The organism is Nocardia acididurans (assembly GCF_016741815.1).
Lineage (GTDB): Bacteria > Actinomycetota > Actinomycetes > Mycobacteriales > Mycobacteriaceae > Nocardia > Nocardia acididurans.
On record NZ_JAERRJ010000016.1, the window covers coordinates 122,578 to 135,856 of the forward strand.

Below are 13,279 nucleotides of genomic sequence, written 5' to 3' on the forward strand. Positions count from 1 at the left end.
CATGGGACACCTCCTGATGATCGAGAGCTGGGTCGGCTCCATGAGCACCCTGCTCCCGCGCGGAATCCACCAGCGCGGCGACCGGTTCAGTTTCCTCACCAGGGATCTGGCGCACTATGTGAAAACCGCTGCGGGAACGGCGCATCCGCTGCTCACCGCCACGAATATCGTGACCGCGGACACGAATGACGAGGCGGCGCTGCTGCCCTACGCGCGCCGATTGCACACGGCGCTGGAGTTCGATGGCGTCCTGTCCAGCTGCGACTACTATCTGCCGACCGTCGCCGCGGTCGCGGCCGAACTGGGCCTGCCGGGTCCGAGCCGGGAATCGGTGGCGGCGGCCTGCGACAAGGAGCGCACGCGCCGGATCTGCGCGGCGGCCGGAGTTCCGCAACCGGACTTCGCCGTCGCCGCCGAATGGCCCGAACTCGCCGACGCCGCCGAGCGGATCGGGTTCCCCCTGGTGGTGAAGCCCGTCGACCTGTGCGGCGGCATGTTCGTGCGCCGCGTCGAGAACGGGCACGAGCTCCGGGTCGCGGTCGAGGAACTGGCTGGATTCCCGGTCAACGCCCGGGGACAACGTCGCTCACCGCTCGTGCTGCTGGAAGAATGTCTCGACGGCCCCGAATTCAGCGTCGAGACGGTGACTTTCGGCGGGCGGACCACGGTCGTGGGCATCACCGACAAGCCGGTGGTCGGTCAGCCCTGGTTCATCGAGGCGGGCCATATGTTCCCGGCAGCCCTGGAACCGGCGGCGGCCGCGGGCATCGGCGCGGTCGCCACCGCCGCCATCGCGGCGCTCGGCCTCGACAGCACGGTCGCGCACACCGAGATCAAACTGACCGGCACCGGCCCCAAGCTGGTGGAGGTCAATCCGCGCCCGGCGGGCAACCGGATCACCGAGCTGGTCCGGCGGGTCACCGGCATCGACCTGGCGGCGGTCCACGCCGACCTCGCGCTCGGCCGGGAACCCGATCTGACACCTCTCGACACCGGAATCGGCAGCGCGGCAATCGCATTCCTGATTCCGGAGCAGACCGGCGTGCTGCGGGAGATCACCGGCGCGCAGCACTGGCCCGATGACGCGCGCATCGTCGATCACCACCTGGCCGAGCCCGGCAAGGAGGTCACCGCCGCACGGAACAACAACGGCTACCTCGGCCACGTCATGGTCGCCGTCGACAAGCCCGAAGCCGCAGGCCCGTTCGCGCAGGATCTGATCGCCGAGCTGAAAACGCACTACGACGAACCGGGGACGACCTCGTGACCGGTGGTCCGCCCGTCCCGAGCGCTCGCCCGACCGGCCACGCCGCCGGTGCTTCCGTACTTGCCGCACAACCGAATTCGGTCGCCGAATTGGTGTCCTGGGTGAGCGGGGCGCGGGTCGGTCCGGATCCGGCGGAGGTGCCGGTGGCGAGTGCGTTCCTGACCGTGCACGGCACCCGGCACGCCGGGCGGGCGCAGAGCTATCGCAATGTGGTGCTGAGTGTCCGGGTCGGTTCGGCGGTGGGATCGTGCGCGATCGAACCCGGCGAGCTGCCGGTCCACCTCGGCGCGGTGGACGAATGCGTGGGGGTGTCCGTGGCCGAGTTGCTGGTGAATCCCCTTGCGGCGGTGCGCCTCGCGGCGCTGGACGCCTATCTCATGCAGGTGCGCCCGCATGCCGGGCACGGTACGCCGGTGCGGATCACAGGCGAGGACTCGCTGGTCAAGTCGCGACAGCGGGCCCGGTCGGTCATCGATCTGCTGCCCCCGGGAACACGGATGGTGTTGGTCATCGGGGTGGTGAACTCGCTGCTGGCCGAGCTGCGCGACCGGGGGATCGGATACGTCCCGTGCGATCGTGCCGGGGGAGTCACCGAATGGGGTGAGCCGGTGCGGACTTCGGCGGAACTGGTCCGCGAACCCTATGACGCCCTGCTGGTGACCGGAATGACCGTGGGCACCAACAGTTTCGATCCATTGCTCACGCAGGCCCGGGAGCGGGGACTCCCGCTGGTGATGTTCGCTCAGACCGCCAGCGCGGTACTGCCGTGGTTCGTCGGCGCACCCGGGGTGACGGCGCTGTCCGCCGAACCGTACCCCTTCTTCTCGCTGGACGGCGGCCCGAGCACGCTGTTCCACTACCGATCGGAGTTCGTATGCAGCGCATAGGGTTACGCGACGATCACGCGGGCTTGCTGCGGGTGATCGGCGGGACGCCGGTCGGATGGATTCCCGTCGGCTCCGGGACCGGCTACTGGGCGAAACTGGAGTCGGCGGGCATCGGCGGCATGAAGGCCCGCGCGGCCGTCGCCATGCTCACCGCCGCCCGGGATCGCGGCGAGCTCGCACCGGGCGCGCCCGTCATCGAATCCACCAGCGGCACTTTGGGTGTCGGCCTCGCCCTGGCCGGGCGGGCGCTGGGGCATTCGGTGGTGCTGGTGGTGGACCGCGAATTGGAACCGGAGATGCGAGCACTGTTCACCGCGTATCAGGTGTCCCTGGACGTGGTCGAGCACCCGCATCCGGAAGGCGGCTGGCAGCGGGCGCGTCTGGACCGCCTCGCCGACCTGCTCGCCGCGACGCCCGGATCGTACTGGCCCAACCAGTACAACAACCCCGACAACGCGCACGGTTACGCGGCCATGGCCGCCGAAATCCTCACGCAGGTCGAGCCGATGGATGTGCTCGTCGCCAGCGTCGGATCCGGCGGCCACTGTGCCGGACTCACGCGGGTGCTGCGCTCACACTGGCCCGGTCTCCGGGTGGTGGGCGTGGACTCGGTGGGATCGCGGATCTTCGGCCAGCCCGCCCGGGACCGGGTGATGCGCGGGCTGGGCAGCAGCATTCTGCCGCGCAATGTCGCCTACGCCGACTACGACGAGGTGCACTGGGTGGGGCCGGTCGAAACCGTGGCCTCATGCCGCGGCCTGGCCGCGCGCACCTGTCTGGCGGGCGGATGGAGCACCGGCGCGGCGGCGCTGGTCGCGGAGTGGATCGCCCGCCGAGAACCGGACAGCCGAGTGCTGACCGTGTTCCCGGACGGCCCGCACCGCTACCTGCGCACCATATACAGCGACGAATGGTGCACCGAGCGTGGGCTTTTCGATACCCCAGTGGCGGAGCCCCTGGAGATCGGCACACCGGGGGAGCGGGAGGTGCGGGGCTGGGCGCGCTGCACCGTGATCAGCGACCCGGCGCAGGCGGCGGTGTCCGCGTGAAGCTCGATTGGACCTCGACGCGGCTGACATTGCAGGAGCCGCTGCGCATTTCGCGCGCCACGCTCGTCGAGCGCGAGGCGGTGTGGGTGCGGCTGACCCACGCCGGGCGCACGGGCTACGGCGAGGTGGTGACCAGCCCGCGGCTGGGCCTGACGGTCGAACGCATCGAAGCCGACCTCACCGAAGCCGCACACTGGCTGGCGGGCAGTGCCGAACCGGAACAGCTGCGCATCCGGCTGCCCGCATTGCGTGCCCGGCTGTCCGAGGCGCTCCCGGTCGCCTGCGCGGTGGATGTCGCCGTGCACGACTGGCTGGCATCCTCCGCGAATCTGACCCTGGACGAGTATCTCGGTGCACCGCAATGGGATTCGGTCCCCACGGCCTACACCATCGGCGTGGTCGAGCCGAGCGCGGCCGTGACCGCGGCGACGCGCCTGGTGGCCGCCGGATTCACGACACTCAAACTGAAGCTGGGCACACCGGATCCGGTCGATGATCTCGCGCGCGTGCGGGCCGTACGCGCCGCGGCCCCACACGTCCGGCTGCTGCTCGACCCCAATGGCGCCTGGGACGCGCGCACCGCGATCGCGGTGCTGTCGCGCCTGCTCGAGTTCGAGATCGCGGCGGTGGAACAGCCCACGCCACCCGGCAGACTCGATGAGCTTGCGGCAGTGGCCGATTCGGTGCCGGTCCCCATCATCGCGGACGAGGACGCGGCCACAGTCGACGCACTTCGTCGACTCCCCACCTCGATCGCCGGAATCAATATCAAACTCGCCGAATGCGGCGGCCTGGACGCGGCGCTCGCCATGATCGACTGGGCGAACCGATCGCAGCGCGCCGTCATGCTCGGCTGCCAGGCGTCCACCTCGCTGAGTATCGCCGCCGCCGCCCACCTCACCGGCTACGCGCGCTGGGTCGACCTCGACGGACATCTGCTCATCACCGACGACCCCTGGAGCGGCCTCACCGGAAGCGACGGCCTCCTGCGCCGCCCGCCCGGCCTCGGCCTCGGCGTGCGACGGCTGACCGGTGCGGAACTCGGGACGCTCCGGCCGTCGTCCAGCGCGGGTGTCGAGGCGCGACGCGGGGGATGGGTGTGAGCACGCTGGCGTCCTTCCGCAGTTTTCCGGTGTCGGTGCGGCTGCTGCTGGCCAATCACCTTGCCGGGAATATCGGCTTCTACCTGTTGATTCCCTTTCTGGCGGACTATCTGCTGAGCGATCTGGGGCTGTCGGCGGCGGTGGTCGGCGTCGTGTTGAGTGTGCGAAATCTCAGCCAGCAGGGGCTGTTTCTGGTCGGCGGGACCGTGGCCGATCGGATCGGCCCCCGGGGCGTGATTATCACCGGCGCGGCGATTCGGGCGATCGGCTTCGCGCTGTTCGCGGTCGGGGGGTCGGTGCCCGTCGTACTGGCCGCATCCGTGCTGACCGGATTCGCGGGGGCGCTGTTCAATCCGGCGGTCCGGGCATATATCGCGCGCGACAGCGCGGAGCGATCGGCCGCGGCGTTCGCGTTATTCAACGTGTTCGGCAATGTCGGTTCGGCGGTGGGGCCGATTCTCGGGACCGTTCTGGTGGCGGCGGGTTTCCGGCTCACCGCACTGGTCTCGGCGGGCATCTTCGCGGGCCTCACGCTTGCGCAGGTGGCGTTCCTGCCGGCGCGGCCGGTGGAGCACGCCGACGGTGGCGTTCTCCGCGATCTGCGAAAGGTGTTCTCGCACCGGGTCTTCTGGGCGTTCTCCTTCGCGATGATGGCGAATCTGGCGCTGCAGAGCCAGATCTATTTCCTGCTCACCCTCCAGGCTCAGCACGCGGCCGGACGGTACGGTGCCGGGGCGGTGGCGGCACTGTATGCGGTCGAGACGGTGGCGATGGTGCTGTTGCAGGTGCGGATCACGCGCTGGTTCGGCAGGCGTCCCGCTCGGGGGCCGGCGCTGGCGACCGGGATGGCGGTCATGGGCGCGACCTTCCTGATCCCGCCCCTGACCGCGTCGGTGCTGGGCGTTGTCGCCGGAGACGGCCTGGCGCCCACGGTGATTCGAGTACTGCCCACGGTGGCCGCGGTGGCCGGGCTCGCCCTCGGGATCATGATCGCACAGCCGTTCGCGAACGAGCTGATCCCTCGGTTCAGTGGTCCGCGTCTGACCGGAACCTATTACGGCGCATACTATCTCGTCGCCGGGGTCGGGACCCTGGTGTTCACGTCACTGGTCGGCACGGTGGTCGACCTGTCCGCCGGCCCGCTGAGCTGGGGGCCCGGATCGCTGTGTGCGGCAGCCGGTTTCCTCAGTGCGGCCGGGCTCCTGGCGCTCCATCGACGCGGTCTGCTGCCCGCCGCGGAGCCGGACCCGCCCCACCCCGACACCTCCGTGGATCTGTCCACCTCAGGCGAAAGACGTTCGCATCGATGACCTCGCACCCGCACGACCCGATTCGCGCCAGCGAGAACCTGCTGACCGACAATCCGGCCCTCTACGAACGCACCTTCCCCGACTCCGGTGACCGCAATGCCGTATTCGTCCGTGACCTGGTCGATCGATTCGGCCTCGGCTCGCCCCGGAAGCTCCTCGACGTCGGCTCCGGGACCGGCCGCGACGCCGCCCGGCTGGCCGAATTCGGCTACGCCGTCACGGGAATCGACCTGTCACCACGCATGGTCGCCTACGCCCGCGTCAAGTATCCGGCCGTACCGTTCGCGGTCGGCGACGCTCGCGACGTGGCCGTGGACGCCCCCGTCGACATCATCACCTGCCTCGGCAGCACCCTGCTGCATCTGCACGCCACCTCCGATATCGCGGCGGCCCTGTCCCGGTTCGCGTCCTGCCTGGTACCCGGCGGCCTGCTGATCCTCGAAATGCGCAGCGGGGCATACCTGCTCACCGACCATGGCCGCCGCGCACTCCTCGACGGCGAATCGGTGCGCCAGGTCGACTGGGAGGGCGTGTGCTACACCGCACGCACCCGCCTCTTCCTGGACCTGCCCGCGCAGCTGCTCCGGCGGCGGCGCAGCTGGACCTGGGACGGTTGCCCGGAACCGGTGGAGCAGCACGACGCCTGGCGGCTGCTGTTCCCCCAGGAACTGCGATATCTGCTCGAAAGCAACGGATTTCAGGTGGAGGCCCTCTTCGACACACCCGGCCCGCTGACCGAACCCGGCTGGCCCGGTAACGGCAGCCTGTCCGCCACGCTGACCGGCGACCGGCTGCACGTGGTCGCGCGCCGGTCCGGAATCGCGCGATGACCGCCCGCATCGGCGTCGGCAGCGCCTTCGGCAGCTGCGGGGAACTCCTGCAGGGCGTCACCTCCGACGACCGCGACTTCCTGGTCACGCTGCCCATCCGGCAGGGTTCGGTGGCCGTCTTCGAACCCGGCGCACCCGACGGCGCGGTGGTCACGCAGCCGCCGGGCAAGTCGAAATCGCAGCGCGTGGCTGAACATATGCTCGCACGCGCCCGCGACCACCGTGGCGGCCGACTGACCCTGATCAGCGACCTGCCCGAGGGCAAGGGCCTGGCCAGTTCCACTGCCGATCTGGTGGCCACCGCTCGCGCGGTCGCCGACGCGCACGGCCGCCGAATCACCGCGTGGGAGATAGAGGACGAGCTGCGCGCGATCGAACCCTCCGACGGCGTCATGTATCCGGGCTCGGTCGCCTTCTGTCACCGGGAGGTCCGGCTGCTCACCCGCCTGGCCCCGCTGCCGCCGCTGACCATCGTGACCGGGGACGAGGGCGGCCGGGTCGACACCATCGAATTCAACCGGGCCGAGAAACCCTTCACCCGTGCCGACAAGCGCGAGTACACCGGCCTGCTCACCGCGCTCACGGCCGCCGCCGCGCGGGGCGATGTGCGCGACATCGGCGAAATCGCCACGCGCAGCGCCCAACTCAGCACCGTCCTGCGGGCACGCCCGCATCTGGACTTCGCCATAGCCGCTGCCCGGGAGATGGGTGCGCTCGGCGTCCTCGTCGCACACAGCGGTACCACCACCGGCCTCCTGATCGCCGACGACGATCCGCGTTACCCGGCGAAACTGTGTGCCGCACAGGACATCGCAGCGGCGTTCGCCACCGACGTGCACATTCATCGCAGCTGGCGTCCCGGTCCGCCGGATCGGCTCGACCCCTCGCCCCCGGTCTCGGCCGTGCGGTCGCGCCCGGTCTCGGAGCCCGGACCGCGGATCGCGACAGCCCTGACCGACGCGACAGCAGGGAGCCCGCGATGATCACCGTCGAGGACGTAGGTTTCGACTACTCCGGTGCGGTCGTGCTCGCCGGAGTCGGGCTCATCGCCGAATCCGGCACCACCGTGGGGCTGATCGGACCCAATGGATCCGGCAAGTCGACGCTGCTGCGCGTCATCTACCGCGCATTGCGACCGCGCACCGGAGCGGTGGTCATCGACGGCACGCCGATGACCGCACTCCGCGGACGCGAACTGGCCGCACGGCTGGCCGTGGTGAGTCAGGACGCACCCACCGACGCCCCGCTCACCGTCTCCGAGATGGTGCTGCTGGGCCGAGCCCCGTGGGCCGGTGCGTTCCAGGGCTACTCCCGCGCCGACCGGATCACGGCCGCAACGGCTTTGACGCGCGTCGGAGCCCGCCACCTGGCCGACCGGTCGTTCGCGACGCTGTCGGGCGGCGAACGCCAGCGGGTACTGATCGCCCGCGCGCTCGCCCAACAGGCGCAGCACCTGCTGCTCGACGAGCCGACGAACCATCTCGATATCCGCTATCAGCACGAATTACTGGGCCTGGTCCGGGATTTGGCGGTCTCCACCATTGTCGTCCTGCATGATCTGAATCTCGCGGCCCGCTACTGCGATTCGCTGGTCCTGATCGATCGTGGCGGGGTGGTGGCGGCCGGGCCGGTGGAGCGGGTGCTGACGCCCGAAATCCTCGAGCCCGTGTATCAGGTGACCGTCGAACGGTCCTCGGCATTCGGCTCCCTGCAACTGCTGTTCGGCCCCAAGTCTTTCGAGTCCGAGGGGGTGATGTCCTCGTGACGGCGGTGACGGACAGGCCCGAAACCGACGACCTGGGATACCGGCGAGCCCGATGGGCCACGCTGCTGTGGATCGGAGGATTCGCCGCGGCCCTGGGCGTGGTGATCGTGGTGGCCACCGGCCTCGGCCCGGTGCAGGTCGCGCCCATGACGGTGGCCCGGATCATCGGGCATCACACCGTCGGACTGCCGGGTACCGCGGACTGGACCGCCGCGCAGGACGCCATCGTGTGGCGAGTCCGGGTGCCGCGCGTGCTGCTCGGCGCGCTGGCCGGAGCCGCGCTGGCGGTGGGCGGCGCGGTGCTGCAGACCGTGGTGCGCAACCTGCTGGCGGACCCGCATCTGATCGGGGTCACCTCGGGAGCCTCGACCGGAGCCGCCGTCTCGCTGCTGTTCGGCGTGGGCGGGACCGCGGCGGGAATGCTCACGGCCAGTGCGTTTCTCGGCGGACTCACCGCCACCGGCCTGCTGTTCCTCATCGCGCGGAGCAATGGCCGGATGACCTCGCTGCGACTGCTGCTCGGCGGCGTCACCATCGGCTATGTCTTCTCGGCGGCGACCAGTTTCCTGATCTTCGCCTCCGATTCGCCGGAAGGCGCACGGGCCGTGCTGTTCTGGCTGCTCGGTTCGCTGGCGTCCGCGGCCTGGCCCGCGGTCGTCACGACGGCCGCCGTGGTGGGAGCCTGCACACTCGCGCTGTTCCTGCTGGCCACGCGCTTGGACGCACTCGCGGTGGGCGACGACACCGCCCGCACGCTCGGCTTCGCACCCCACCGCCTGCGCGTGATCGCGCTCGCCATCGTGGCATTGAGCGTCGGTGCCGTCGTGGCCGTCGCGGGCGCGATCGGCTTCGTCGGACTGATCGTCCCGCATGTCGCCCGGCTCGCGGTGGGCAGCGCGCATCGCCGGTTGCTGCCCGCCGCCGCACTGCTGGGCGCAGTGTTCCTCGTCCTCGCGGATGTGGTGGCGCGCACCGCGTTCGCGCCCACCGAACTGCCGCTCGGCATCGTCACCGCCGGCGTCGGCGCTCCGCTGCTGCTCGTCCTCGTCCGGCGGTTCCGCAACCCCGCCGATTCCTGATCACCCGAAAGGAATTCACACCCCCGTGACCACCACTGCCCTGCGCCGCCTGCGACTCCTGGCCGCGTCCGTACTCGCCGCCGCGACCGTCACCGCGTGCGGCGGACCCGGCCCGGAGCCGGTCGCCGCGGCGAACACGGACTTCCCTCTCACCATCAACAGTTGCGGCCGAGATGTCGTGTTCGACGCACCGGTCCAGCGTGCCGTCACCGTGGGATCGGTGGCCGCGCCGCTCATCGCCGCGGCGGGTGCGGCCGACCGCGTCGTCACTCGCACGTTCGAGACCGCGCCCTTCCCGGGCGAATACGCCGACGCGCTGAAGAACGCCGAAATCATCGCTCCCACAGCGGAATTGGCGCGGGAGGAGATCATCAACCGGAATCCCGACGTGGTGGTGAGCTTCGAGGGCGCGGCGGTGAAGCCCGAGGATCTCGCGACCACCGGAATACCGCTGCTCATCACCCGCGGCTACTGCAAGGACGCGGCGGGCACTTACGAGGACATCTTCAGCGATATCGAGCTGTACGGAAAGCTCTTCGGCATCGCACAGGCCGCCGCCGACAACGCGGCCGCGCTGCGTGCCCGGGTCGCGGCGGTGCAGACCCGGCATCCGGCGGCCGCGACGCCGCGCCCCGCGGCGGCGCTGATCCTCTCCCGCGACGGTTCCACCCTCAACGCCTACGGCAGCACCAGCACCGTGCACACCCAGATGCGAATGCTGGGTCTGGACAACGTCTTCGGCGACGTCGCCAAACGCAGCTTCCAGGCCAACACCGAAACCCTGATCCAGCGGAATCCCGAGGTGATCATCCTGCTGACCCAGGGCGACCAGACGCCGGACTCGGCTCGTCAGGCCCTGCGCGCCCGATCCGAGCTCGCCTCGGTGCAGGCCATCGCCGCCGACCGCATCATCGCCGTGCCGTTCGGCTACACCGGACCCGGTCCGGTCGCGGTCGAGGGACTCGAGGTGCTCGACAACAAGATCGGCGCGCTGAAGTGACCACCTCACTCGCCTACGAGATCCGGGAAGCCGAACTCGGCGATCTGCGCGGGGCCCGCAGCGTCATGCTCGACACCTTCTATCGGGTGTTCGGCTACGGCTATCTGCCGGACCTGCACGACGACGTCATCGACCTGGCCGGTACCTACCTCGACCACCCGACACAGCGGCTCTGGGTGGCCGAGCACGCCGGACAGATAGTGGCCACCAGCGCGATTCGTGCCCGGGGCCCACGCAACCCACCCCATCCGGCCTGGCTGGTGGACCGCTACCCGGACGGCACCACCGCCCAGTTCTTCCGCGTCTACGTCCGCCCCGAACACCAGCGTCGCGGCCTGGCCAGCCGACTGGTCCGGCAGGGTATCGACTTCGTCCGGGAAACGCCGGCCCTGGACCGGCTCTACCTGCACACCGACACGAGAACCCCCGGCGCACTGGAGTTCTGGCAGACCTTCGGCGAGATCGTGCACGACGGCCGCGACCCGGCCAACACCTTCCAGACCGTGCACCTAGAGATCCCACTGCGCCACGAGTGCGACCGGAGATCGTCGTCACAGTGGTGACCCGTCAACCCCTCGTTTTCGTGTCGAAACGGTCGCGGCCTGCGTGAACTCGGGGTGCGCTGCTTGGCGGGAGCGCGCGGGTTCGCTATATTCGCGGACGCAGCTGGTTCGCCTGCGGTGGAGTCGAGGAGCCCCTGATCCATTCGAAGGCGTCGAAGCCCGTGGCCGCGTTCGCGTGGCCGGGGGTGAGAGGGAACCCGGTGAGATTCCGGGACTGTCCCGCAGCGGTGAGCGTGAACGACAGCCGTCAACTACGCACTGGGTGAGTCCTGGGAAGCGACGGTCGGTAGGCAAGCCCGGGTCTCGGAGCCGGGTCGACTCGAATACGAGTCGGTGCGCGCGAGTCCGAAGACCTGCCGGTTGTGCTGGATACGCCGTATCCGGCGGTCGTCGCCTCGTGGATTGGGCGTTACGCCGTGCGGGACCCGGGCACGGGATCGATGCTTCCAGGGCTCCGTCAGCGTTGCGCACGGTATGGGTGGCGGTCACCTGCTGCTGACCATGGAGTTCATTCAATGTCGAACCCGCGCAACACCTTCACCGCAACCGTCCTGGGGCTCCCGCGCATCGGGCCCAACCGGGAGCTCAAGCGCGCCATCGAGTCCTACTGGGCCGGCCGCCTCGACGCCGAGGGCCTGCACGCCGTCGCCAAGGATCTGCGCACCGCCCAGCTGACCGCCGCCCGCGACGCCGGGCTGGATTCGGTTCCGGTGGGCACGTTCTCGTACTACGACCAGGTGCTCGACACCGCCGTGCTGCTCGGCGCGCTGCCGCAGCGGGTGTCCGGCATCGCCGACGAACTGGACCGCTACTTCGCGGCCGCCCGCGGCAATGCCGAGGTCACCCCGCTCGAGATGACCAAGTGGTTCGACACCAACTACCACTACCTGGTCCCGGAACTGTCGGCGGACACGGTGTTCTCCCTGCATCCGGACAAGCCGCTGGCGGAGCTGAAAGAGGCACTGGCGCTGGGCGTTCCGGCCCGCCCGGTCGTCGTCGGCCCGATCACCTTCCTGAAGCTGGCCAAGTCCGAGGACGGCAGCGACCTGCTCGACCGCCTGCCGGATCTGCTGCCGCTCTACGAGCAGCTGCTCGGCCTGCTCGCCGAGGCCGGCGCGCAGTGGGTGCAGATCGACGAGCCCGCGCTGGTCACCGATCTGACCGAGACCGAGCTCGCGGCGGTGCGCAGCACCTACCAGCGGCTGTCGGAGCTGTCGGCGCGCCCGGCCATCCTGGTGGCCGCCTACTTCGGCCGCCTGGGCGTGGCTCTGCCCGCCCTGGCCGAGACCGGCATCGAGGGCATCGCCGTCGACCTGGTCGCCGGTGGCGACGCGGATGTGGCTGCGGCGCAGTCGATCACCGACAAGCTGATCGTCGCGGGCGTCGTCGACGGCCACAACATCTGGCGGGTCGACCCCGACCACGCGCTGCCGCGCTTGACCGGGCTGCGCGACGCCGGTGTGCGGGTGGCCGTGTCGAGCTCCTGCTCGCTGCTGCACGTGCCCTACAGCCTCGCGCCCGAGACCGAGTTGGACGCGCGCCTGCGCAGCTGGCTGGCCTTCGGCGAGGAGAAGATCGCCGAAATCCGCGTGCTGGCCACCGCTCTCACCGAGAGTGAGGACGGGGTCGCCGAGGCGCTCGAGATCGCCCGCACCGCGGTCGCCGACCGCAAGGCCGATCCGCGCCTGCGGGTGGAGTCGGTGCGGTCGCGGCTGGCCGAGCTGGACTCCGACGCCATCCGCCGCACCCCGGCCGACGCGCGTCGCGTGCTGCAGCAGGAGCGGCTGAACCTGCCGCTGCTGCCGACCACCACCATCGGCTCGTTCCCGCAGACCTCCCGCATCCGGGTGGCCCGCGCGGAACTGCGCAAGGGTGTGATCGATCAGGCCGAGTACGACAACCGGATGCGCGCCGAGATCGCCGAAGTCATTGCGCTGCAAGAAGAAATCGGTCTCGACGTGCTGGTGCACGGTGAACCCGAACGCAACGACATGGTGCAGTACTTCGCCGAGCAGCTCGACGGCTACGCCGCGACCGTGAACGGCTGGGTGCAGTCCTACGGCACCCGTTGCGTGCGCCCGCCGATCGTCTACGGCGATGTGGTGCGCCCGGCCGTCATGACCGTGGAGTGGGCCACCTACGCGCAGTCGCTGACCAGCAAGCCGGTCAAGGGCATGCTCACCGGCCCGGTCACCATCCTGGCCTGGTCGTTCGTGCGTGACGATCAGCCGCGTTCGGAGACCGCGCGTCAGATCGCCCTGGCGATCCGGGACGAGACGGTGGACCTGGAAGCCGCCGGTATCGCGGTGATCCAGGTGGACGAGCCCGCGCTGCGCGAGCTGCTGCCGTTGCGCAAGGTCGATCAGGCGGCGTATCTGGAGTGGGCGGTGGACGCCTTCCGGCTGGCCACCTCCGGTGTCGCTGAT

General features: G+C 70.0%; 12 protein-coding genes and 1 riboswitch. All 12 genes read left to right on the plus strand.

The window, feature by feature from the left end; translation table 11 throughout:
• The first annotated feature begins 1 nt into the window (after position 1).
• Entirely contained in the window at positions 2 to 1,267 is a 1,266-nt protein-coding gene (locus JK358_RS34150) for an ATP-grasp domain-containing protein (RefSeq protein ID WP_201955979.1), read from the plus strand.
• Positions 1,264 to 2,154 (plus strand): hypothetical protein, encoded by an 891-nt coding sequence (locus JK358_RS34155; protein WP_307817876.1) that lies wholly within the window; start codon positions 1,264 to 1,266, stop codon positions 2,152 to 2,154. The genes JK358_RS34150 and JK358_RS34155 overlap by 4 nt, the downstream gene beginning before the upstream one ends.
• Positions 2,142 to 3,203 (plus strand): PLP-dependent cysteine synthase family protein, encoded by a 1,062-nt coding sequence (locus JK358_RS34160; protein ID WP_201955988.1) that lies wholly within the window; start codon positions 2,142 to 2,144, stop codon positions 3,201 to 3,203. Before JK358_RS34155 ends, JK358_RS34160 begins: the two co-directional genes overlap by 13 nt.
• Positions 3,200 to 4,306 (plus strand): enolase C-terminal domain-like protein, encoded by a 1,107-nt coding sequence (locus tag JK358_RS34165; RefSeq protein ID WP_201955990.1) that lies wholly within the window; start codon positions 3,200 to 3,202, stop codon positions 4,304 to 4,306. The genes JK358_RS34160 and JK358_RS34165 overlap by 4 nt, the downstream gene beginning before the upstream one ends.
• Complete coding sequence (locus tag JK358_RS34170; RefSeq protein ID WP_307817877.1) at positions 4,303 to 5,616, plus strand: MFS transporter; 1,314 nt, start codon at positions 4,303 to 4,305, stop codon at positions 5,614 to 5,616. The genes JK358_RS34165 and JK358_RS34170 overlap by 4 nt, the downstream gene beginning before the upstream one ends.
• Positions 5,613 to 6,446 carry a class I SAM-dependent methyltransferase gene (locus tag JK358_RS34175; RefSeq protein WP_201955995.1) on the plus strand — a complete coding sequence of 278 codons (834 nt, stop codon included), beginning with the start codon at positions 5,613 to 5,615 and terminating at the stop codon, positions 6,444 to 6,446. Before JK358_RS34170 ends, JK358_RS34175 begins: the two co-directional genes overlap by 4 nt.
• Entirely contained in the window at positions 6,443 to 7,429 is a 987-nt protein-coding gene (locus JK358_RS34180) for a GHMP family kinase ATP-binding protein (protein WP_201955998.1), read from the plus strand. Before JK358_RS34175 ends, JK358_RS34180 begins: the two co-directional genes overlap by 4 nt.
• Positions 7,426 to 8,211 carry an ABC transporter ATP-binding protein gene (locus tag JK358_RS34185; protein WP_201956001.1) on the plus strand — a complete coding sequence of 262 codons (786 nt, stop codon included), beginning with the start codon at positions 7,426 to 7,428 and terminating at the stop codon, positions 8,209 to 8,211. The genes JK358_RS34180 and JK358_RS34185 overlap by 4 nt, the downstream gene beginning before the upstream one ends.
• A 5-nt stretch (positions 8,212 to 8,216) precedes the next feature.
• Positions 8,217 to 9,290: a FecCD family ABC transporter permease gene (locus JK358_RS34190; RefSeq protein WP_307817878.1), complete on the plus strand. Its 1,074-nt coding sequence runs from the start codon at positions 8,217 to 8,219 to the stop codon at positions 9,288 to 9,290.
• Positions 9,291 to 9,315: 25 nt separating this feature from the next.
• A complete protein-coding gene (locus JK358_RS34195; protein WP_201956006.1) occupies positions 9,316 to 10,290 on the plus strand; it encodes an ABC transporter substrate-binding protein in 975 nt (324 codons plus the stop codon).
• A complete protein-coding gene (locus JK358_RS34200) occupies positions 10,287 to 10,853 on the plus strand; it encodes a GNAT family N-acetyltransferase (protein WP_307817879.1) in 567 nt (188 codons plus the stop codon). Before JK358_RS34195 ends, JK358_RS34200 begins: the two co-directional genes overlap by 4 nt.
• A 142-nt stretch (positions 10,854 to 10,995) precedes the next feature.
• Positions 10,996 to 11,228, plus strand: a riboswitch (cobalamin riboswitch).
• A 140-nt stretch (positions 11,229 to 11,368) separates the two neighbouring features.
• A partial coding sequence (gene metE, locus JK358_RS34205; protein WP_201956009.1) for a 5-methyltetrahydropteroyltriglutamate--homocysteine S-methyltransferase occupies positions 11,369 to 13,279 on the plus strand: 1,911 nt, incomplete at its 3' end.